Origin of the sequence: Allobranchiibius huperziae (genome assembly GCF_013410455.1) — a bacterium.
GTDB classification, from domain to species: domain Bacteria; phylum Actinomycetota; class Actinomycetes; order Actinomycetales; family Dermatophilaceae; genus Allobranchiibius; species Allobranchiibius huperziae.
In genome coordinates this window covers 2,763,384-2,783,694 of sequence record NZ_JACCFW010000001.1, presented here as the reverse complement: position 1 = coordinate 2,783,694, position 20,311 = coordinate 2,763,384, and the positions used below count along the sequence as shown (strand labels likewise).

At 64.8% G+C, this 20,311-nt stretch carries 23 protein-coding genes; 8 read left to right on the top strand and 15 right to left on the bottom strand.

The window, feature by feature from the left end:
* Positions 1-136 precede the first annotated feature (136 nt).
* The gene (locus HNR15_RS13040) at positions 137-673 is read left to right on the top strand and encodes an mRNA cleavage and polyadenylation factor CLP1 (protein ID WP_179482452.1); all 537 of its coding nucleotides are present in this window, start codon (positions 137-139) and stop codon (positions 671-673) included.
* Between the two features lie 365 nt (positions 674-1,038).
* Here the strand turns inward: HNR15_RS13040 and HNR15_RS13035 are convergent, their stop codons facing one another.
* The 7 genes from HNR15_RS13035 to HNR15_RS13005 all read right to left on the bottom strand — a co-directional run bounded on the left by HNR15_RS13035 (position 1,039) and on the right by HNR15_RS13005 (position 6,657).
* Positions 1,039-1,359 carry a hypothetical protein gene (locus HNR15_RS13035; protein ID WP_179482450.1) on the bottom strand — a complete coding sequence of 107 codons (321 nt, stop codon included), beginning with the start codon at positions 1,357-1,359 and terminating at the stop codon, positions 1,039-1,041.
* A gap of 949 nt (positions 1,360-2,308) precedes the next feature.
* Positions 2,309-2,707, bottom strand: a complete 399-nt coding sequence (locus tag HNR15_RS13030; RefSeq protein ID WP_179482448.1) for a hypothetical protein — start codon at positions 2,705-2,707, stop codon at positions 2,309-2,311.
* 721 nt (positions 2,708-3,428) lie between these two features.
* A complete protein-coding gene (locus tag HNR15_RS13025; RefSeq protein WP_179482446.1) occupies positions 3,429-3,599 on the bottom strand; it encodes a hypothetical protein in 171 nt (56 codons plus the stop codon).
* 157 nt (positions 3,600-3,756) lie between these two features.
* On the bottom strand, positions 3,757-4,185 hold the full coding sequence (locus HNR15_RS13020) for a hypothetical protein (protein WP_179482445.1): 429 nt from the start codon (positions 4,183-4,185) through the stop codon (positions 3,757-3,759).
* A gap of 1,178 nt (positions 4,186-5,363) precedes the next feature.
* Positions 5,364-5,627: a hypothetical protein gene (locus HNR15_RS13015; protein WP_179482443.1), complete on the bottom strand. Its 264-nt coding sequence runs from the start codon at positions 5,625-5,627 to the stop codon at positions 5,364-5,366.
* 92 nt (positions 5,628-5,719) lie between these two features.
* Positions 5,720-6,154, bottom strand: coding sequence for a hypothetical protein (locus HNR15_RS13010; RefSeq protein ID WP_179482441.1), 435 nt, complete (start codon positions 6,152-6,154; stop codon positions 5,720-5,722).
* Positions 6,155-6,453: 299 nt separating this feature from the next.
* Entirely contained in the window at positions 6,454-6,657 is a 204-nt protein-coding gene (locus HNR15_RS13005) for a hypothetical protein (protein WP_179482439.1), read from the bottom strand.
* Between the two features lie 403 nt (positions 6,658-7,060).
* Between HNR15_RS13005 and HNR15_RS13000 the strand changes: the two genes are divergently transcribed.
* Entirely contained in the window at positions 7,061-7,339 is a 279-nt protein-coding gene (locus HNR15_RS13000; RefSeq protein ID WP_179482437.1) for a TlpA family protein disulfide reductase, read from the top strand.
* 115 nt (positions 7,340-7,454) lie between these two features.
* Here HNR15_RS13000 and HNR15_RS12995 read toward each other — a convergent pair whose 3' ends face one another.
* Positions 7,455-8,039, bottom strand: a complete 585-nt coding sequence (locus tag HNR15_RS12995; RefSeq protein ID WP_179482435.1) for a phosphoribosyltransferase family protein — start codon at positions 8,037-8,039, stop codon at positions 7,455-7,457.
* A 168-nt stretch (positions 8,040-8,207) separates the two neighbouring features.
* Here HNR15_RS12995 and HNR15_RS12990 point away from each other — a divergent pair, with 168 nt between their 5' ends.
* A complete protein-coding gene (locus HNR15_RS12990; RefSeq protein ID WP_179482433.1) occupies positions 8,208-8,807 on the top strand; it encodes a hypothetical protein in 600 nt (199 codons plus the stop codon).
* Between the two features lie 325 nt (positions 8,808-9,132).
* Here the strand turns inward: HNR15_RS12990 and HNR15_RS12985 are convergent, their stop codons facing one another.
* Positions 9,133-9,324 carry a hypothetical protein gene (locus HNR15_RS12985; RefSeq protein ID WP_179482431.1) on the bottom strand — a complete coding sequence of 64 codons (192 nt, stop codon included), beginning with the start codon at positions 9,322-9,324 and terminating at the stop codon, positions 9,133-9,135.
* Between the two features lie 148 nt (positions 9,325-9,472).
* Here HNR15_RS12985 and HNR15_RS12980 point away from each other — a divergent pair, with 148 nt between their 5' ends.
* The gene (locus HNR15_RS12980; protein ID WP_179482429.1) at positions 9,473-9,640 is read left to right on the top strand and encodes a hypothetical protein; all 168 of its coding nucleotides are present in this window, start codon (positions 9,473-9,475) and stop codon (positions 9,638-9,640) included.
* Between the two features lie 166 nt (positions 9,641-9,806).
* Positions 9,807-10,202 (top strand): hypothetical protein, encoded by a 396-nt coding sequence (locus tag HNR15_RS12975; RefSeq protein ID WP_179482427.1) that lies wholly within the window; start codon positions 9,807-9,809, stop codon positions 10,200-10,202.
* 990 nt (positions 10,203-11,192) lie between these two features.
* Here HNR15_RS12975 and HNR15_RS12970 read toward each other — a convergent pair.
* Together HNR15_RS12970 and HNR15_RS12965 are read right to left on the bottom strand one after the other, a co-directional pair.
* The gene (locus HNR15_RS12970; RefSeq protein WP_179482425.1) at positions 11,193-12,128 is read right to left on the bottom strand and encodes an NAD-dependent epimerase/dehydratase family protein; all 936 of its coding nucleotides are present in this window, start codon (positions 12,126-12,128) and stop codon (positions 11,193-11,195) included.
* 84 nt (positions 12,129-12,212) lie between these two features.
* On the bottom strand, positions 12,213-12,836 hold the full coding sequence (locus HNR15_RS12965) for an NADPH-dependent F420 reductase (protein ID WP_179482423.1): 624 nt from the start codon (positions 12,834-12,836) through the stop codon (positions 12,213-12,215).
* A 114-nt stretch (positions 12,837-12,950) separates the two neighbouring features.
* Between HNR15_RS12965 and HNR15_RS12960 the strand changes: the two genes are divergently transcribed.
* Together HNR15_RS12960 and HNR15_RS12955 are read left to right on the top strand one after the other, a co-directional pair.
* Positions 12,951-13,571 (top strand): TetR/AcrR family transcriptional regulator, encoded by a 621-nt coding sequence (locus tag HNR15_RS12960; protein ID WP_343048538.1) that lies wholly within the window; start codon positions 12,951-12,953, stop codon positions 13,569-13,571.
* 168 nt (positions 13,572-13,739) lie between these two features.
* On the top strand, positions 13,740-14,096 hold the full coding sequence (locus HNR15_RS12955) for a hypothetical protein (protein ID WP_179482419.1): 357 nt from the start codon (positions 13,740-13,742) through the stop codon (positions 14,094-14,096).
* A gap of 362 nt (positions 14,097-14,458) precedes the next feature.
* Here HNR15_RS12955 and HNR15_RS12950 read toward each other — a convergent pair whose 3' ends face one another.
* The gene (locus tag HNR15_RS12950; protein ID WP_218883721.1) at positions 14,459-15,568 is read right to left on the bottom strand and encodes a sulfite oxidase; all 1,110 of its coding nucleotides are present in this window, start codon (positions 15,566-15,568) and stop codon (positions 14,459-14,461) included.
* A 135-nt stretch (positions 15,569-15,703) separates the two neighbouring features.
* On the opposite strand from HNR15_RS12950, the gene HNR15_RS12945 reads away from it, so the two are divergent.
* On the top strand, positions 15,704-16,285 hold the full coding sequence (locus HNR15_RS12945) for an ElyC/SanA/YdcF family protein (protein WP_179482417.1): 582 nt from the start codon (positions 15,704-15,706) through the stop codon (positions 16,283-16,285).
* An 86-nt stretch (positions 16,286-16,371) separates the two neighbouring features.
* Here the strand turns inward: HNR15_RS12945 and HNR15_RS12940 are convergent, their stop codons facing one another.
* From HNR15_RS12940 to HNR15_RS12930, 3 genes are all read right to left on the bottom strand, one after another.
* The gene (locus tag HNR15_RS12940) at positions 16,372-16,710 is read right to left on the bottom strand and encodes a hypothetical protein (protein WP_218883719.1); all 339 of its coding nucleotides are present in this window, start codon (positions 16,708-16,710) and stop codon (positions 16,372-16,374) included.
* 727 nt (positions 16,711-17,437) lie between these two features.
* Entirely contained in the window at positions 17,438-18,211 is a 774-nt protein-coding gene (locus HNR15_RS12935) for an SDR family NAD(P)-dependent oxidoreductase (RefSeq protein WP_179482413.1), read from the bottom strand.
* Positions 18,212-18,343: 132 nt separating this feature from the next.
* The gene (locus HNR15_RS12930) at positions 18,344-20,242 is read right to left on the bottom strand and encodes a protease pro-enzyme activation domain-containing protein (protein WP_218883711.1); all 1,899 of its coding nucleotides are present in this window, start codon (positions 20,240-20,242) and stop codon (positions 18,344-18,346) included.
* Positions 20,243-20,311: the final 69 nt, after the last annotated feature.

The following is a 20,311-nucleotide window of genomic DNA, read 5'->3' as shown; positions in this document are numbered from 1 at the left end:
GCAACCTGCAGTGTCGTTCTGAGGGAGAGATTGCCTCAATGGTGAAGTTCGCACCACAGCGACCGGGATGTGCTGCCGTTGGCGCCGTAGTGCTGAGAGAAAGGCGGGCGCGGGGTGTATCTGCCACGATGCGCGCATGCCTCAGGTGATCGTGCGCACCGCGATTGTGAAGGGCGCGAGTCCGCCGCTGTCGTTCGGTTCGTTTTACGTCAACGGAGACCGGCACCGTCTTCGCGGGGGGCATACGACGACCGTCGAGGTACCTGGAGGGGACGTGCGGGCTCTGATCGTGTTCAGCTGGTACCGGTGCGGACTATGGGTGGGTAGTGCTGATGCGAAAACCTCAATGGTGCTGGAGTACTGGCACCGGGACATCACAGACGTCGGCGCGGGTCGGGCGCCGGTTGACGCGCTCAGCGTGGGGCAGTCAGAACTGGTGAACACGCATAGCGCTGAGAGGCTCCCCACCTGGCGACGAATCGCGGCGCTATTCATGGCGTTGCTCGTAGTCCAAGCGGCCGTCCTGGCCGTAAGCGACGTCGTGGGTCTGGCGGCTGGACTTGCTGTGGTGGCGATGTTGCCAGTGCTGGGCGCTGCTGGATGCATATGGGTGGCGAGCTCGCGTCGGAAAGGGCGTCGACTCACGACAATCCCGCACACTCCATCACGGTAAGCGGTCGGCCGGTCCGCAGTCCGACTCGCCATAGCGGCCATCGACCATCCGCAGGACGACACCGTTGCCGTACCTGCCAGGCTCCTGGACCGATTCGATCTGGGACCACGGGATGCGACGTCGCACGGGGGGCCGCACGCCACGTTCATCGACTACTGCCCTCACGATGCCGGTGTACGGCATCGCGATCAACGCGCACATCGCAATTACCCCGGCGGTGCCCCACCACGGCGCACCGTGCTCGATACGGGTGATGACCAGGTAGGCCAAGTACAACCCGACCGCCGCGCTGGAGCACTTGAACCACCATGGCCGGCGCGCTAGCGAGTCATACCGGATCTGGCCGTGACCCTCCGCGTGCCGGCTCATGAGGGTGCAGCGGACTGGTCGCTGGAGGCGGCCAACCTGGAGCGAATGAACACCCCGAGCCCGACACCGACGGCCGCGATGTACAGCAGCGCAGCCACTCCTACCAAGGCCGGGTGGTGGGTGGTCAGCGAGGTGAAGAGGGCCACAAGGAAGAGAGCCGAGACCAGCATGAGGCCGTTGAACCACCGCACCGCAGAGTTGCCCTGCTCCATGAGGTGTTGCTGCTCGGCAGTAAGTGGGTGCCCGTCTTCGTGCAGAACGAGCATGCGATCTCGGGACACCATCCCCAGGACGGGGTCGCCGGTGCTGATCGTCACCCGCGTTGGCTCCGACCCGGCGTGACCGTGCCAGACGGGCGATCCCGCCCAGTCGATCCGAGCCTGCACGGTCACTGGTCCATCGGGCACCACGAACCGCTCAGTGGCGCGCCACCGGATACGACCGCGCCGCTGCCCATCGATCAAGACCGCGTAGGAACGCAAGATCCCCAATTTGCTGGCCCGGTGCACGATCAGCTCAGCCACTTCTCACCCCTCGTCTTCGAACCAGCGGACGGCGGGCACTCCTCTGCCTGTCCGAGCATCAGTGCAGCCCCGCCGGGTCGTGCGAACCCACTAGCTGAGAGCCAGCAGCGTCCCGCATCTCCTGGGCGCGGAAGCCCCATGCGCCGACCGTCAAGCTGGCGCAGGCCAAGACCAGGGCCTCTACAACGAACCACGTAGGCCGATTCTCCGCCTGCAGCAAGATAAAGGTGACCGCGGCGCACCAAAACGCGAAGAAGAAGGGCCACCGTCAAAGCCAAGGTATCCCCGCCCACCTGTCCGACCCCCCGAGCGCGACCTGGAAAAGCAAGCCAGTATCAACCCCTACCGCGAGCCCAACAGCATGGTCAACGACGATGTCGGCAACCCCGAGGTGGGGAGGATGCCTCAGGTCCTGCGACAGAAAACTCAACACCCAGAAGAACCCGTGGTGAACATCCCGGCTAAAGCCGCGGCCAACCACTCCCTCCCCCTGTTCTCCATGCAGGGATGTTCTCTCACCCCAGCTCGCCCGCCGCGTGGCCTACGGCCACTCCTGAATTGCCCTGCCGCAACTGTCGTTCTGGGGTACACCAGAACGACAGCGCGAGAAGGGGTGACATGTGTCCGTCTAGGGTCCTAATCCTGGTTTCCGGACAGATGTGTCCGCAGCCTCCACCGCGAACGGAACCCGCTGCATACTTCGATGGGGGTTGTCGATCAGGTCCCCGCTGGCGTTGACAGATCAGCCGCGCGGCTCTAATTGGTCCATGATCAGACGCAGCGTTCTGGGCACGGCCGCAAGCTCGAGTTGTCCGTTGGTGGTTGAGAGGTCGACGATCTGCGTTCTGGGGTTGAGCGACCAGATCGTGCGTCGACCCGGGGATCGATGTGGCGCTCGAGAGAAGCTGAGGACGTGCAGGTCGTGGGTGCTGCCCTGTCGCAGTCGAAACTGCCCCCGGTAGGGCTGGAATCTCAGCACCCCCGGCCCCACCGTGAGCTGCCCGTGTTGCCAGCGTTGACCTGGGAAGCGAAGGGCTGCTTCTAGCCGTGTCCAGCGCATCCGCCGTAGCAGCGGTGCGAGAAGTGCTGACAGAGCACTGCCGATCAGTGCGGTGATGGCCACCTTCAGGATCTCATTCACGGCGGCCAGTCCCTCGTCCTTGCCGCGCCAGGGCCCGCCGGGCGTCCGCGCGATACCACTCCTTGGTGTGTTCGGGCAGGGACTCCCACTTGCGGACAGCGTCCGCTCGGACACTGGGGACTAGCAGCAGCAGACCAAAGAACGGGGTGGCCGCAGTGGTCGATCCGAACCGGAACAGCCGGCGAGCCATGTCTTCAACTGTCTGGCCGTCGGCACCCTCACGATCAGCAGTGGACATCGGGCCAGGTTAGACCTTGGCATCCTCGACGAGGACGGTCGCTAACGTCATGTGTGGCGGCGGCGACGCTGCGGTGGCGCTCCGTAAGGATTTATCTCGAGCAGCTGCTCGAGCCTCACTTCGGCGGCTACTTGCGGCGAGTTTTCTTCCAAATCGCGATGGGTATGCAGACCGCGGCTAGGACGCCCGTAAAGATCCAACCACCGGGTGATCCTCGTCGGATGGAGATACTTTCGACGTAAAACTGGTGAAGCGCCATCAGGGGTCCGATCGTTGCTGATGCGGCCAGCGGCCAGCCCGTGCCCGCCGGTGGCTCTAGCGGCGGTCGGGTGTCATGGTGCGCTGAGGTTATACATGGATGCTGGGAGAAGACAGGTTCCGATCAGCCCTCTCTGCCGGGAGCGGGGAATGCGCTGCACGAGGCGGTGTGCTGATCTCCGCTTAGCGGACCAGCGCTGACTTGTCGCAATCCCGTGAGACCGCCTAGCGGACATCGCACGCACTATTTACGGGCGGCTCGTTGAAGCCGAACCGTGGTTTGCCGGCGGCGGTGCGAGGAACGTTGAAGTGTCCTGCGCTCCAGGTGCCGTCCTCGTTGTAGGTGATGCCTAAGAACTGACAGAGGCGGCGGTATTTCATAGCGAAGCGGCTCACGCTTCGAGGGTCCCACGGCTCTGCTAAGTGACGATCCTTTCGAGCAGCAGTATGGGCGTTCTATCGCACGCGTCGACCCGCGAAGACTGCTGCTCGAAAGCTGTGCTCGGTGCCGACGCTGCTCGACATGTCCGATGACGGTGATATTCGAACAGGTTCAACCTTGTGGTGCGGGTGGTTCGGGGGTGTTCGCGAGGTAGGTGCGCGCGCCACGTAGCTGCAGCAACGTCATGACGAGGAAGAAGGCGAACAGCACTGCTGCGGCGGCAAAGAAGATGCGTGCTGGGGTGGTGCGCCGGGTGACTGCCTCCACCAGCTCGAGGACGAGGAAGATTCCGAAGATCACCAGTGTGCGTCGCCTAGAGCGCACGGTGGTCTGGGCGACTTCTCGTTCGACCTGGGCTTGGGTGGGGTCTGAGCTGGGTGTGCCACGCCGGATGTTGCGCATCGCCGACCGGCGTTGACGGCGCGGCAGCCCCGCGACCAGAGGAGGCGCGAACAGGCTGCTCGGCGTGCGTCGACCCCTGCGGATCACCAGGAAGGTGAAGCCGCACACGAACAGGATTACCACGATGAGCACAGCCACGCTGACCCAACGGTGATGAGCTTGATGAGCACTACTCGTGGGGTGGTTCTCCCGCAGAATTGTGGAGTTCAGCACCAGGACTGCCACCGGGACCACGATGGCAATGGCGACCATCCTTACGGCCCAACGGCTCTGAGCCCTTCGCCCGATGGCGTCTCGGCTTAGGGATGGGGTGGCCTGTTGGTCGTGACTCATTGCAGCTCAGCCCCACTCGTAAGGCTCCGTGCCGGTGGCGCGCCCGACCAGTCCTGGAGTATCAGGTTCTTGGTCCGGCCTACGGCCGACCAGAGTTCGAAAGCTGTACCGGCTGGGTAAACCGTCAGCGATCTGTCCTGGCCAGCTGCACCGTCACAGTCAATTTCCCGGTGGCCAGTCCCGTCAATGGTCGCTCGGGCACGGTAGGTGCCGGTTTTGATAGGAATTCGGATCTGTTTCCCGCGTCTCATGCATCCACCCCTACAGCTGTGTGCGATCGGGGTTGCGGTCACCGTTGTCGTCGAAGGGTTCCTGCCATCCGTGCTCGCGGTACCGCTGATTGGCTTTGCCGCGCATCGATCGGGGATCCAGTTCATAGCCGGGCCGGGGCCACCGCGGCGCAGTCGCCGCAAGGTCAGGGGCAGACCCACGAAGACGATGAGGGCCATCACAACCCAGAAGCCGACACTTGTGTACCCACCTCCTTTGCTGGGGAGGCCGGCTAGGTCGTTCATCGGCGCCGTCCGGAAATGGTTCGTACGACGGCGATCACGCCGATGACGAGCAACGCGATGATGACCAAGATGATCAGCAATGCGGGTAGGCCTGTAACTCGCACACTGTGCGAGGCGGTAACAAGACTGTGAGGCACACCATCCCCCTGTAGCGAATCGACCAATTGGCGCTGAAGAGTATCGCTTTCCTAGTCAGCGTCATCGGCAAATCGCTCAGACAACGGTCCAGCACCGGCCCGCGCGGCGGACACCGCAGCCGCAGCCAGCACCGCGCGGGTCCCTCCTTGTCGACTTCCGACGAGAACCGCCGCTTGGTCCAGATTCGATCGTTCCCGGACCACTCTCGACGGACCCTCGACACGACGGTTGAAACCGGTCCAGAAGCCTGGTCCACTAGTAGATCGGTTCGGAAGTTGTCGTAGACGTGACTTCTGAACCGTAGGGCCGGGGGAGTGGCGTGGGCGTGACTTATTCATCGAGTTCGTTCCCGTGGATCTGGAGGCTGATGTCGTCGTAGGGCGCGTCTTCGACGTCGCTTTTTACGATGAGCAGGGCGTGCATCCGCCCGTTAGGTTCGCACCACACTTGCGGTCCGGCGAGCACCGTGACTTTGGCTGCGACATCTCGCGTCGTCAGGTTCATGAAGTAGAAGTTCAGCTCTTCGGTCAGGGCTTCGGCGTCGTCGGCGTCGAGGTGACGGGCTACTGGGCGGTCTGCGTATGTGAACGTCATCTCGGGATCATGGCGTAACGAGTCGACCTGACGCGCTGCGGTGAGCCAGTGGGCTCCGGAGGGTTTGGCACCAGTTGCTAGGTGCCGACGCCCTACGCGTGCGTCGCTGCAGTGATGCGTCCTGGGGAGACTTGGACAGCGGCGTTGTAGATGGTGGTGGTGCAGCCGTCGGTGACCTCTAATTGACGCACGCTGACGGCTTGGTTCATCGCGATGATGCGGCGTGAGCGGTCTCGGACAGTCACGGAAATCGTGTGCACACCCTTCATGGCCCGTGGATCGATGTCGGCGCCGGTCCAGGTCGTGGGCCCTTTCCTGGTTACGAAAACCGTCTCGTGACACGTTCGAGCGACGCGCACCCGCACCGCAAGCTTGGTTCCAGCGCCGAACCCAGAGGAGGAGATCCCCACCCCGGTGCCAATGAGTGAGTCTGCGCACAGGGTTGGAGATGAGCCACTCCCGCTGCTGCACGCCGACAGCGCGACTGCACACGCACCGGTCACCGCGGCCACCTTGAACAGCTTCACCACAACAGCATGACCTAGGGACCAGACGCCGGCCTGCTATAGAAGGCCTTCCGAGCAGAGCGCCCCAGGCCCCTGTCGCATTGGCATCGCCGGGAGAGGGGCTTGCCAAAGGACCCCTCTCCCGACTATCGCGCTACTCGTCATAATATCTATTATCGGCTATTTACTAGATAGCGCTAGATACACTGCCAACATTGATGATTGGGAGTCGTTGGTCCTTGAGTTCAAGCGCGATCGAAGCCAGTTGAGGCAGAAGGTGCGTCGCTTTACGGTGGTCTGCCTGCCGAGATTCCCGGGATCTAGAGGTTCCGCAAGAGCCGCGTGATGAAGGTTTCCCGTCCTTCTGCGTTGCGGCTTCGTGCCCACCTGCCAACCGTCCCAATCGTGCGGTTGAGCGAAATGAGGAGGGGGCTTCTCCAGCCGTCAGGTGTGGGGTAGCCGATCAAAAGGAGGATGGACAAGAGCACCGGCACCAGGAAGACGTCCTTGATGAGGGTGGGCATGCCTGCAGGCTATGGGTTTGTCCGCCGCAGCCACGCCGCGAACAGCGACCCAGGGGAATGATGGTGATCATGCGGAGAGTCACACGATGGGGCCAAGCCGGGGCCGGTCAGCGACTTGTGGCGGCTGTAGCGGTGTCCGTCTTGTTGGCGGGGTGCAGTAGCGATGGCGGAATTTCCTCGCAGGCACAAGGCAAAGGGAACGATGTCGGCGGTGGAGTGCCGTCGAGCAGCTGGCGGTTGCACGTCGCGGTCAGCCGGTGACGGTCTCAGGCACCGAACTGAACGGGGCGCATTGGTCAAGCAGCGCGAACGCTGCAGGGGATGTTGTGGTCCTCAACGTGTGAGGGTCGTGGTGTGGTCCCTGTCAGGCAGAATTGCCAGGTCTGCAAGAAGCGTGGACCCAGTGGAAACCACCAAGCAACCGGTTCTGCTGATGGGAATCGACACCAAAGAGGGTGCTGCCACCGCGCGGGCTACCTTCAAAAACCGTGGCATCACCTACCCCTCTCTGCGCGATGACGACGGGCAGCCCCTATCAGGCCTCGGTGCATACCTAGGCAGCGGTGACACGCCCACCACGTTGGTGCTGGATCGCTACCATCGGGTGGCAGCACGCGTCCTAGGCGCCGTCCCCACTCGCACGCTCATGGAACTCGTGGACGACGTGCTGTCGGCTCACTAAATGAAAGCCCTGCACGGTGGCCGCTAGCGAGCTGGCGCCACCCCGCAGCGCGTGCCGCAACGGATCCTCGTGCGGGTCGAGTCGTCGCGAGCCGTTCGTCATCCAGTCGAACAGCTCAGGCAGAAGTGACGGGCTCGTCCGCTGCGCACAACGGGCAGTGATCGGGCATCCACAGCGGGCTTTCGGCGTTGGCTAGGGTCACGAGGTCGAGGCCCTCGTCGCGTGCCAGCTTTTCTGGTGCCTGCCCGAGTGTCAGCAGCGCGGCGACTGCGACCGGGATCGCGTGCTGCTCACGCAGCAGCCGTAGCGTTTCCCGAGTGGCCGATCCAGCGTTGATGACATCATCAACGACCACGACGCGCTGGTTGGCCAGTTCCGCGCCGGCCGCATCGAGGTAATACCTGTACGGGAACAGGCCTTGACCGCTCGGCGTCTGCTCGCGGTAGATCCACCGGAAACCGACCTCGAGCTTGGTGGCCACAGCGAATGCCACCAGCGCCCCACCGGTCATAGGCCCGCACACCACATCCGGTCCGACCGCAGCGATTTGGCGCGAGAGATCATTGAGGATGCTGGCAAGCTGGGCCGGCGCAGCGAACATGCCGTCCAGGTCGAGCCAGAGGTCGCCGTGATAGCCGGACTCGAAGACGAAATGACCGCGCCGAGCACCCATCAGCGACAGCAGATCGTCAGGTTCCATGGATGACCAGTGTGCCGTCGCGCTCCTCCTCTCGCGGCCAGATCTACCCCACGAGACGAAACGACCCTGCTCACTACACAGTCCCCAGCCCGACGGCTCTTCGGAGAGCGATCGGCGAACGAATCACGGCTTGCCATGCGAGGACTGACGGGGGCCAGGATGGAGCCTGTGACCGTCGCGCCGTCCTACGTCACGCACTATTACCGTGCTGGCAAGCACGCGTTCCGCAATCTGTCCGACCTGCCCGAGTTCGAACTTGCGCTGGTTCTTGCTGACCTCGCCTCACTAGAGCATCAGACGGTGTCGGCACGTCGATTCGGGCCTCGCTACATGGCCCTACGCACAGCCACCGAGGCCCGCCTGCGGGAACGTTTCGTCGCCGCCGGTGGACGACCACAACGCCGCGCCCCGCACTACTTCGTGCTCGGCGAGAGCACCTGGTTCGCCGGTCTCTACCAAGACACCGCCGAAGTACGTCTACCCCTGGCCGCGCTGCCTGACGATGCAACGAGCCTCACCTACGCCGACAGCATCACCGCCATGGGCCTCGGACTGCCGATGGGACTACCAGCACCACACCCCCAGCACGCGGACCGCGTCTACCGGCTCCACGAACTCAGCGAACTTCTGACCCAGTACGAACCTCCCGGGGACACCGCACCAGACGGGCTCGCCGGGTACGCCGGCCACCAGCGTCACCGCATCAACACCTACATCGAGGTTCAGCTCTGGTCCGACGAACCCGTGCTGGCGCACCTGCCAACCTGACCGAGGTGCCCGTGGGCGGATCGCTCAGTGCGTCCGCACGTGGATCGTTTACGGACCACCTCGACCGCACCCTCGAAAGTGCAGGGGGGCCGGCGGAAGGAGGTCCCAAGTCGACGACCGGAGGTTCGGCCAGGGGTCGTAATCCCTCTGCCGGGGCTCAATTGTCACAATCGTTATTATCGGCTATTTACTAGACTACGCTAGATACATTGTCTACGTTGACGATTCGAAATCGTGGGTCCTTGAGGTTCAAGCACGACCGAAGCCAGTTGAGGCAGAAGATGCGTTGCTTTCACGGTGGGCTACCCGTCGAGAATCCCGGGATCTAGAGGTTCCGCAAGAGCCGCGTGACGAAGTTCTCCCGTCCCTCCGCGTTGCGGCTTCGTGCCCACCCGCCAATCGTGCGGTTGAGCCTACTGAGGAAGGGGCTTCTCCAACCGTCACGCGCGCGGTAAGGCATCAAAACGAGGACGGCGACGAGCACCACCACCAGGACGTCCTTGATGAGGGTGGGCACGCCCGCAGGCTACTGCTCAATGCCACAACACGATGGCTGATCGGTGAGCGTTTTGGCTTCAGAACTCAGATCAGCTCGTCCCGGCCTGTCCCACAACCTCGCCAATGTGGCGCAGCGCACGGACGAGTCATGGGGGTAGGTTTCGGCGATGCGGGAGAGTTATTCACTTGGGCTGAGCGCAGTCGTCTTCTTCTGTCTCGGCGCGGTCATCGCGACCGCTCACCATCCCGTCTTTTCGGTGCCTTTCTTCATGATCAGCGCGGGCGTAGCTTTGCTTGCGATCACCCGGCAACGTGGTGGCAAGCGGTCTAACTGAACTGCCTGTAGTCCGATCGGCACGCGGGGCGTGCCACAACCGGGTCACGAACTGACCGGGCCGCCCGGCTGGCGAGTCACAGGACTGGGGGGATGCCTACCCCGCAGGTGGGACCGGCGCGGGGCACGTCACTGTCGCCCAGTTGAGAGTCGCGCATACTTTCGCCATGCGCGCGCGGAGCAGATCGCCCGAAGATCTGCATGTTCAAGCCCCCAACGGGCGATGGGTCTACGTCTGCGCCGTACCTCGCGGCCAGACCTTGCGCGAGGTACAAAACGGTTCTGGTGATTTCGCTGGCGACCTCGCTGTTGGAGCGATCAATGTGCTGCAGTTCGCGGCGGCTCAGTTCACCAAGCGGTGGATTATCGGCGTCTTGTCGGTTGATGAGGGACCGTGGGGAGGCCGGCGGCGATTCCATGTGGAGCGGGTCGAGGAGGGGGATGTGGCTGCCAGGATGCGTGAACTCGTTGTGCAGGTTGAGACCGGCCAGATTGTGGTGCCGCCACCTCGGGGTTGGCGACTCAGGCGCAAGATCTCCAGCGGAATTGCCGGTCATCAGTAGTTGCGGTGTCCGCTGCATAGAAAGGCGGCGGCCACCCCCAATGTCTCCTGTAACGGACAGCATGCCGTTTCCCGATCGTCTTTCGACCGCTGAGCCGTCGCGTGGCGACAAGTCTCAATCGGATTGAATGATCAAACGGATCTTAGGCGCGTTTGAGTGGGACGATGCGTCGATGGGGCGAAGAGGATGGATCGTTGGCGGCTTGGCGCTGCTTCCGTTGCTCGCCGCCTGCGGGAGCAGCCAGAGCGGCTCGGGCGGATCCTGTGTAGGTCCTTACGTCGACGATCAACCGCCTACCGGCACTTACGGCGTAGCACCACCGACGGTCAACCCCGGCGCGGCCCTGACGCTGCACGGGCACTGGTACACCAGCGGGTGTGATGACACCGGCGGTCAATGGTCACCGAAACCGCTCCCGCCCACACGTCTGACCGTCAGCCTTCCCGGCGGGTCAGTCCTACGACTGGGCCCGTTCACCCCCGCGGGCAGGGACATGGGCTTCACCGCGACGACGCAACTTCCAGCCGGTACGCCCGCTGGGACCGCCACCGTCAGCGACGACCGGCACAGCGCGCCGATCTACAGGTTCATAGTCGGCCGCGCCTGAACCGCGAATGCAGTGCGGAGAAGCGCGTGCCCGCTGGCGCGAGTTCCTTGACCAGTCAGACAACAGAACTGTTGTTGCCCTGTCCCCCCAACGGATCGGAACCCGGAGCGTGCCACAACCCGATCGGCACGCGGAGCGTGCCACAACCCGCCCACAGGAGCGCGAACGGATGCATTCGCTCGACTGGTCGCTGGGCAGGGCTCAGGTGCCGGGTCGTCGCGCGTACTCAAATAGCCAGGGGCGCGGTGGAAAGTCGGTTCGATAGCGACGGTGGACAGGTTGCCAGCCGTGCTTCTCATAGAACCTCCGGGCACGGCCGCGCGATGGTGCTGCCGATGTTGCCGCTCCCGATGAGCGCCACAGTCGTCACGGTTCTGGGCCTTTCAGCTGGTGGGGAAGTAGTGGCCGTTGTCCAGGTCCGCGAACAGGCGGGGCTGCTCGGGTTCCCAGCCGAGCTTTTGGCGGGTGATGGCGTTGGATGCCGGGTAGCTCTGCGTGACGATGTTGGCGAGGAACCCGAAGTACCCCGGGGTCATCAGCTCGTCCAGGGGGACGCTCACGGCCGGCAGGCCCAAGCGGTTACCGATGGCCTCGGAGATTCTGCGGAACGCGATGCCCTCGTCCGCGACAGCGTGCCAGTAGCTGCCGGCTGGTCCGTTCTCCAGCGCCAAGCGGAACAACGGGGCCACGTCGCGGATGTGCACGGCGTTCCACTGGTTCGTGCCTTCACCGGGGTAGCCGGCGAAGCCCTGGGTTTTCGCTAGCGCGATCAGGGTGGGTAGAAAGCCGACACGGTCGGTGGTGCCGTGCGCGATGTTGGCGATCCGGACGACCGAGGACCGCACTCCCTGCTCGGCCAGGTCGATCACGGCGGTCTCGACGATGTTGCGGACCCGCAAGGTGCCCTTGTGCTCCTCGCCGACGGGAAGAGCCGGGTCGTGCTCGGTTGCCGGGCGCCCCAGTTGACCGGACGAGCCGATGCTTCCTGCCGCGACGAGCGGCTTGCCGGTCCCGGCGAGTGCCTCACCGTAGGCGAGCATGATCGGCAGCTCCGCGGCGGCCACCGCGTTCATGCCGCCGGACGGGAGCAGATCTTGCCGGTGCGCGACGTGGATGACGCCGTCGCTGTCCGCGGCCGCCTCCTTGAGAGCATCGAGGTCCTGCAGGTCGCCGCGGCGTACGGTCGCGCCGAGCGCGGACAACGTCGCCGCAGCAGTGTCCGACCGGGCCAGTCCGGTGACCTCGTGCCCTGCGGCGACGAGCTCGGGGACGATGTACGAACCGGAATGGCCGGTCCCGCCGGTGATGAAGACCTTCACTAGTACTCCTTCTAATGGTGGGGGCTGTTCAAGCCCGCATCGGTTGTGCGCTCTGGCACGCGATCAAAGGTGGTGCGGGTGCTCTCAGCCGGCGGGGTTCACCCCGAGAGAGAAGTTCCAGTCCCCCACGCCATGGCCGGCGAGGCTGATCATCAGCACGCCGACACCCTCCAGCCAGCGCGCCACGTTCAAGCCTCCAGCGTCCAGCGGGCGCAGCCCCATGCTCTCGATGAGTGCCGCCACGCTCTCCTTGGCGGCCGCGTCGTCGCCAGCCACGAGCACGTCCAGCGAACCGCCCTTCGCCAAGACGTGGCCGAAGACGGTGTTGAACGCCTTCACCACCTGCGCACCTCCCGGAGCGGCCTTGGCGATCTCCTGCCCACCGGACGTGCCGTCGGGGGTGACCAGCCCGGTGGCCTCGGCGTTGGAGGTGTTGGTGATGTCGATGACGACCTTGCCGGCCAGCGCGTCGCCGTACTGGGTGACGATCGGGACGGCGCCGGCGTAGGGCACGGCGAGGACAACGAGATCACCGGCCGGGGTAGCGCCGAAGGTCCCGGCCGAGGCGCCATCACCCAGCGCGGCGGCCAGCTCCTGTGCCTTCGCCTGGTCGCGGCCGACGACCTCCACCGTGTTGCCGCCGCTGAGCGCCCGGGTGGCCAGGGCGCGGGCCATGCCCCCCAAGCCGATGATGCTGATGCTGCTCATGATGTGTTTGCTTCCTGGAACGGGGCCGCGCGAGACGACTGACCTGGGGCGATTCTGGAACGTGACGTCCATAACTTAGGAGGTTATGGACCTTCTAGTCAAGAAAGCGGTATCGTGGCCCGCGTGTCGCGACCACGGAGCTTTGATGAGGTCCAGGTCCTAGAGCTGGCCCGGGAGCAGTTCTGGGCAACCGGCTATGCCGGTACACGGATGGACCAGATCGCCGCGACCACCGGCCTGGGCAAGGGCAGCCTCTACGGGGCCTTCGGCGACAAGAGCGCCTTGTTCCACCGGGTGTTCGACGAGTGGGCTGCCGCGATCGTCGAGCAGGCCGCACTCAGGCTGACCGGTGGTTCGGACAAGGAAGCGTTCGCCCGGCTCTCGGCGTACGCCCACTTCGTGGCGGAGAACACTTGCGAGGACACCGATCGTCGCGGGTGCCTGCTGGCCAAAGGCACAGCCGAACTCGCCCAGCACGACCCGGTAGTCGCCCGCCGGTCCGCCGAGACCATGAACGCGCTCCTGGCGCTGCTGCACACGCAGATCCTGGCCTGCCAGCGCCACGGCGACATTGACAACAACGCCGACCCACAGCAGCTGGCGGCCCTCTTACTGGCGGTGTTGCGCGGCATCGAGGCGGTGGGCAAAGCCGGTGTTGACCCGAAAACTGTCACCGGCATCGCCGACAGCGCCCTCGCCGTCCTCCCCCGGCCGGCGCCATCGAGCGCTCAGTGAGAGCTGCACGGACAGAACACCTCTATCACCAAGATCGAGGCCATCAATTCCCGTGGCACGATCGCCCATCGGTGAGGGCCGCGGAAGCGTGGTCGACTGCGGGCGACTCCGGCCCGGTCTTTCTCTGCGGCACCTCAGAAGCCACGAGTCCCAGGGATACTCAGCCCTATGGAGTCTCGCATTGACCTCGATGAGGCTGCACGGCTCATCGAGGCGCGCCGAGCAGAGTGGAGCGCAGCTGGCATCCAGCCCGACGAACTCACGTGGCGCGACGAGGAGAGCGGCTGGCCGCCTCCGATCACTACGAACCGAGCACAAGCGGTTGTTCCGGATTCGGTCGGCGTCTGTTTGCGCAAGGGCGAGCAGTACGGACGCGTCGTGCTCTTCAAAGGCGGATGGGCCGACCTTGAGTACTGGGATGCCGACCCCGGCATCGACGTTCATGAGGCCCCAGGTTGGGAAGACTGGCTTGACCTCAACCGCTTCGACCAACTGCTGAACCGGCTGACAGCACTCTTCCGCTAACTGCCAGATTCCACCGTTCCACGTGCGAACCAATGCCGGCTCGACGACCGTTGCCAGACTCCGGCGCAGAAGGCTCGAGGCGAGGTGACCGCGTCGGGGGCTTCTGCTGGACACCCGACACAGGGCCGACCGGTAGCCGATCGGCTTACGCGACACACATGGGAGCTGTAGGACCTGCGAGCTCGATCTGGAACCTGCCCCTGCTAAGACGGCGTGTACTTGAAAGTCGCCCCGATCGGAGATTTTCGAGAAGCGCCTCCGCTGAGCAGGGCTTCCGAGCAGCAGTTTTGGACGTTTTCCTGACACCGCGTGTGGCTCGAGGCGGGGTGCCGCGTCCTCCTGAAAGGCCCGTCGGTCTCAGATCACCGGTGGACGGCGTGCACCCTCGCTCGGGGGCAGGCATTGTTGACGTATCCCTTGGGGTTCCAGAGCTGCGCGGCCTCCGAGGGCTGGGCAGCGGCAGTGCCGTCCCAGGCTCGGGCTACGAGCACGGCATCCCCGGCGGCGAGGTGGACCTCGGCATGCCACAACCGCCACGCCCAGGGCCCGCGGTCGCGGCCAAGATCGGCCTGCACCCATGTCTCGCCCGCGTCGGACGACACGTCGACCCGCGCGACTTGACGTCCGTCGCCGGCGAAGGCGTACCCGTCGACCAGCACAGTGCCGGCGCTGACCGTGCTGTCGTCGGCAGGGGAGAGGATCGCGCTGTTGAGTGCGATCGGCCCCAGAGACAGGCCGTCGCCCGGACCGGCCGCGTCCGGGTCGGCGTCGGGGGGCAGCAACCGATACGCCACGGACTGGAAGTAGTTCTCCGATGGTCCGCGTCGCACGACGACCCGCTCGAGCCACTTCACGCTGCGGGCGCCGATCCAGCCCGGCACGACCACCCGCAGCGGGGCCCCGTGCACCGGGCGGAGCGCCTCGCCGTTCATGGACCAGGCGAGCAAGACCTCCGGGCGGGTCGCCTTCGTCAGGGGAATGGAACCGCCGTACGCCTGAGACGGTCGCGCCAGCTCGGAGACATCCGGGGCCTGGAACGCCACGTGCACCTCGTCCGCCGCGGCGTCGCCCTGCGTGACGCCGGCCGCGGCCAGCACGTCGGCCAGGCGGACCCCGGCCCAGACCGCTGTCGAGGTCGCCCCGTCCCGCCACGGGTCCTCACCGGGGATGTTGCGCACGGCGATCAATCCCGCCCGGCGATTCCCCGCGCACTGCACAGTGGCGGTGACCTCGTGCTCCTCGAACCGGTCCTGCAACTCCTGCAGGGAGAGTCGAAGTGAGCGGTCCACGAGCCCGTCGACCTCAAGGCGCCAGGTCGCCGGATCGAGCGTCGGGATCGGGCCGTGGTTGCGGCTGTAGAACGTGTCGGTGGGGGTGAGGTAGGAGGCTGCCAACGCGGCCGATGTGGGCTCGGCGTTGAACGGCGCCTCCTCGTGTACGAGCATGTCCGCCCGTTTGCCCCAGCTGTTCATCGTCGATGCTCCGTTCGGCCGTCAGGCGCCGGTGGGATGGGGATCAGGTGTCGGACCCGCCCCATCAAGGCGCTCACTACCATCGAAGATTACGTTCGTGCGTGGGAAGACGCCCGAGTGAGGATCGAGGTCGCCGTGGATCGACGCGAAGCCATCATCCTGCTGGGGTCCCAGCCGGATCCCATCACCTGGCATTTCCCGCGTCATGTGTACGACACGCTGAATTGGGCGGTCGCGCGGTACGACGCTGCGGCATCAAAGCCGCTGGTCATCACGTCGGGTGACCGCAGTCTTGAATTTTGTCGTGATGACGTGGCCCAGCCGTTCCGCGAATGCGACCGCATGGCAGACCATCTGATCGAGCACGGCGTCTGCCAGGCGGACATCGTCCGCGAAGGGGAGTCCCGTGACGTCGTCAGCAATCTCTACTACGTCAAGCGCGAACTCATCCGAGCGGGGCGGCCGCGGGAGATCGTCCTTCCCCTGGCGCACTGGAGGATTCCGCGCGTCGCCATGGTCCTTGACAAAGTCTTCGGCTCCGAGTTCACCACGACGTATGTCGCGGTGAATTCGGAGTCCCCACCCGCATCGGACGAACACCTCAAATGGGAGATGCAGCGGCGTTTCCTCGAGCCCATGCCACGGGGACAGGACACGTGGCTCGCCGAACGGTTCTACGACTCCTGGCTCTACCACTTCTGGGCAGAGCGTGACTGATCCAACCAAGGTGATGGAACGCCGGAACTCAGACCGTAAGTCATCGGCTTGTGGCATGCTCCGCAGGCCGATCAGGGCGCGGCGAGTTAGCGGCTGAAGGGCCAGTCCGCTGGGTAGCTGAACGGCGTGGTGACGACCTGGACGTTGTCCTCGTACACGACGCGGCCAGGGCGGGCGGTACGCAGCTCCACCCACGGCACGTCGTAGCGGTCGAGAAGCTCGAGGTATTCGCCGGTCATCTCCAGCAGGTAGGTGGCCGTCGCCTTGAACCACGCGCGCGCCCCGGGGAAGCGGTCGAGGTCGTAACACCCGCTGCCGGTCAGCGAAGGGTCGGCGTATGCGGCGTTGGCGTGAGCGTTCGCCGAACGCAGCCATTCGGCGTCGCGGGAGCTCAGTAGTTGCTTCTTGGCTAGTCCGTTGGCCATGGCGAAGACCCCAGGAAATCGACCGTGGCGGTTCGGCGCTGCGCTCTGAAACCGGATGTAGGCCCCCACCGGGGCAGTGTATGAGTTGCGGTGGAGCTCGACCCATAACGAGGTGACGAGCTTCAACCCAGACCCTCGCGGCCTCTGCTCAGTGGCGATTCATTTCGAGCAGCTGCGTGGGCCTCCAGCCGCACGCTCAGATTCGCGAAGACTGGTGCTCGAAAGCCGTGCCCAGTGCAGGCGGTGCTCGAGATGTCCGATCGTGGCGATTTTCGAGCACGGGTTCGTGGCGGACCGGGGAAGTGGTCCACTGTCGATCGTTTCCGGACCACTCTCGACGGACCCTCGACGCGCCAGCGAGAATCGAGCCGGAAGCCTGATCCACCACCAGAGTGGTCTAGAAGTTGTCGCAGATGTGACTTCCGAACCGTGGGTGGGGGGAGCGGCGTGACGGGTCCGGGGCTACCCACGGGTGTCGACCCGCCCAGCAGGATCGTGGTCCGCGGCTCGCGGCGTTGTTCGAAGCCAGCGTCGACCAGGCGCACATCGTGACGCCTAGAACGCCGGTCGTGACCGTCATTTTGGTCGGGGGCCTGTGCCGGCGGGCGTCCCAACGGCTCGCCGGCACAGAAGTACTGGTTGTGTGCTTGTGGAGCCCTTCGTATTTGTCGGTGAATCCAGCTGCGCGTGATGGCTAGGTGCGTTTGGGGGCGCCACAGCTGTGTGTCTAGTGCGGCCATGGTGCGGTGCCACCGTCGACGCCGAGAGCCATGCCTGTCACGTAGCTTGCTCGGTCACTAATTAGCCAGGCAGCAGCTTCAGCGATTTCGTCAGGTTGCCCGACTCGACCCAGTGCTGCCAGCGAGCCGAGTTTGTCGACGATTCCAGGTTCGCGTTCCTGCCATGCGGTCATCATGTCTGTCATGGTCGCCCCGGGCGCGATGGCGTTGACGCGAATATTGTCACGCCCGTATTCGGTGGCGGCGGAGCGACTCATCGCGATGACGGCAGCCTTGGTCGCCCCGTAGATGCTTTGCCCGGGCGTCCCGAACGTGCCGCCGATGCTGCTGATATTTACAATCGATCCGCCCGTCGCACCGGGGGAGGTCATGGCGGCGATCTCCGCACGCATGGCTAGCCACGTTCCTCGAAAGTTCACGTCGAGGACTGCTTCAAAGGTGTCGGTCGGAACTTCGGCTAGTCGCCCTCCGCCTTGGCTGCGGCCGGCGTTGTTGAGTGCCCCGTGAAGCCCGCCCCATCGATCGAAGGCGGTGGTGATGGCGCGGTCAATATCGTCTGCTGAAGTGGTGTCGGCCTGCACGGCAAGAACATCACCGCCGTCTTCTCGGATTGATCGTGCTACCTGGTCGAGTTGCGCGAGTCGACGCGCGGCCAGAACCAGGTTCGCTCCTTCTCGGGCGAACAGCCGAGCGGCGTGTGCGCCGATCCCTGCTGACGCGCCGGTGATCAAGATCGTTTTGCCGGTAAGGAGATCAGTCATGAGTGAGTGTCCTTTCGCATTGGGGCAGGTGGCGGGTGCTCAATCTGCGGATGGCGTCTGCTGTCTGAGTTAGCGACCACGCCGCGGGTAGGTCATGCTGACCAGCGCGATGGCCGGGCAGCGGAGCGCCGGCTACCGAACGTGATGGCACCCGCCTGCTGACTCGCTGCGTAGGGCGCTGATGAATCTGGGCCCATTCGGGGTGCCGAGGCCGGTCATGGTGTCGTAGCCGCGGGTGGTTACCTGGCTCGTTGCTCTCGGGGACTGGTAGTCGAAGAGGTTGAGTTCGGCAGCATCGTCGCTGTCTGGGGGTGTGTACGCGATCCGGTTCTGCTGAGGGGTGTGCTTATCGACTGGTAGGACGTCGAGCAGCGCCGCTGTCCGGTAGAGGCGGTAGATCAGCGGGTTGATCAGGCCGAAGCTAGTGGTTTGGCCCTGTTGGGCGTCGGCAAGCAGGCCGGCGATCAGGGGGGTGGCCAAGCTCGTGCCGGCGTTGACGGCGGTGACGTATTTGCCGCTGAAGGTGTAGCCAGTCAGCATGCCGCTCGTGAGGTCGCCGTCGGCGGCGAGGTCAGGAACTGCCCGGCCGACAACAGTCTTCGTGCCTACTCGTATATGAGATATGGACGCGGGCACAACGTTCCGCTGGTATCGCGGCTGTGGGTACGTGTCGCTGGTTCCACCACCGGCTGCGCTGCCGCCTTGCAGGTCATCCCATTGGCCGTGGTCGGCCTCGGCGGTGTCGAGTGACCAGCCCGTCTGAAACACCTTGGTGCCGCCCGCGCCGATTCCGAGTGTGGTGCCGCCCACCGCGGTCACGAACGGGTCGGACGCCGTGGCGGTCAGACCCGCGGCGTCGCCGGAGGCGAAGTACATCCCCACACCCTCTGCGGCTGCGCGCACGTCGATGGCGTGCAGCGTGGAAGCTGAGACCTCGCCCTGTGGGATCTGCCAGGAGTTGGACACGATCGTTGCGCTCGGATGTCTGCCGTCTCCGTCCAGTACGGCCAGATCGGCGTTGAGTAGGGCCGAGTCCTCGTCGCATCCGGTGCCGATGACCATGAGCTGCTTTGCGTCCGGCGCCATCGCGTAGGAAGCCTCGGAGTCCATCTCAGCCTCGTCCTCGTACTGCGCCTGTGGGAGTGGTCGGGAGGCGGAGATGCTCGTGGCACACGAACTTCGGCCAGCCGAGATCTGACGGTATTGGCCGGCCTTCGGGGCAGGCAGGTGATTGCGTGCGGCGTAGATGCGCAGGGTGGACGCCATCGCGGTAGGCGCCTCATCTTCGGTGAGCGCGATCGTCACGCCGGTCCCCGTTGCCGCCGAGGTGGCACCGTACGCGCTACGCAACTGCCGTGCGGAGTAACCGCAGATCGGCAGGACGCCCTTCTTCAAGCCATGGAACGCCGGCACAATCGCGTGCACGTGCTGCGCCCAGTAGTGCGAGCAGACCGGACTCGCCGCGCGCATCGTCGTTGCATCCGCACCTGCCGTCCGCCTGTCGTCGAGACCAGTCACACCCGTCACATCGGGCGCGATGGAAGCCGGTACCGATGCTGGGCGGTCAGCGGCCTGGAACAGCGTCGATGTGTCCGTCGTCCGGTACCGGTTCAACCTCACATCAAATAAGGGACCGACTGACCGCGCCGGGCCTACCCCGGAGACATAGTCGCGCCCGGGAGCGACCTTGACGTCGGTAAGACCACCACCGGTCAGCCACCGTGAGACGTTTTGCGCCTGCGAGGGGGTGGGCCCAAACCGGGCAACGTATGCCTTCGGACTTAAGTATTGGTGAAAACTTGCAGTCCCCGGGGTGGACGCTGCCACAGCGAATTGCTCGGCTGCAGACACGCGCGGCGTGAGCCACACCTGCACAGTGACCGGCTGCCCCGCTGGCACCGACCCCACTTGGGTAGCTGCAGCCGTCAGGATTGGGCCGTTGACCAGCACCCGGGCCGTCATCTGGTCAGAAGCGTTCGCGAATGCCGCCGGGCCTGCAATCGCGAGCACGCAGGCGATCAATGCCGGCACCGACCGCCTTCCATGGCGTGGGGTGAAATACCCGCGTGCGAGGTATCTGATCAACTGCGGCACTTCATT

Coding starts and splice junctions, on each gene's coding strand:
- HNR15_RS13040 (WP_179482452.1), top strand. CDS start 137: ATGCCTCAGGTGATCGTGCGCACCGCGATTGTGAAGGGCGCGAGTCCG.
- HNR15_RS13015 (WP_179482443.1), bottom strand. CDS start 5,627: ATGACGTTCACATACGCAGACCGCCCAGTAGCCCGTCACCTCGACGCC.
- HNR15_RS13005 (WP_179482439.1), bottom strand. CDS start 6,657: ATGCCCACCCTCATCAAGGACGTCTTCCTGGTGCCGGTGCTCTTGTCC.
- HNR15_RS12995 (WP_179482435.1), bottom strand. CDS start 8,039: ATGGAACCTGACGATCTGCTGTCGCTGATGGGTGCTCGGCGCGGTCAT.
- HNR15_RS12980 (WP_179482429.1), top strand. CDS start 9,473: ATGCGGGAGAGTTATTCACTTGGGCTGAGCGCAGTCGTCTTCTTCTGT.
- HNR15_RS12975 (WP_179482427.1), top strand. CDS start 9,807: ATGCGCGCGCGGAGCAGATCGCCCGAAGATCTGCATGTTCAAGCCCCC.
- HNR15_RS12965 (WP_179482423.1), bottom strand. CDS start 12,836: ATGAGCAGCATCAGCATCATCGGCTTGGGGGGCATGGCCCGCGCCCTG.
- HNR15_RS12955 (WP_179482419.1), top strand. CDS start 13,740: ATGGAGTCTCGCATTGACCTCGATGAGGCTGCACGGCTCATCGAGGCG.
- HNR15_RS12950 (WP_218883721.1), bottom strand. CDS start 15,568: ATGAACAGCTGGGGCAAACGGGCGGACATGCTCGTACACGAGGAGGCG.
- HNR15_RS12940 (WP_218883719.1), bottom strand. CDS start 16,710: ATGGCCAACGGACTAGCCAAGAAGCAACTACTGAGCTCCCGCGACGCC.
- HNR15_RS12935 (WP_179482413.1), bottom strand. CDS start 18,211: ATGACTGATCTCCTTACCGGCAAAACGATCTTGATCACCGGCGCGTCA.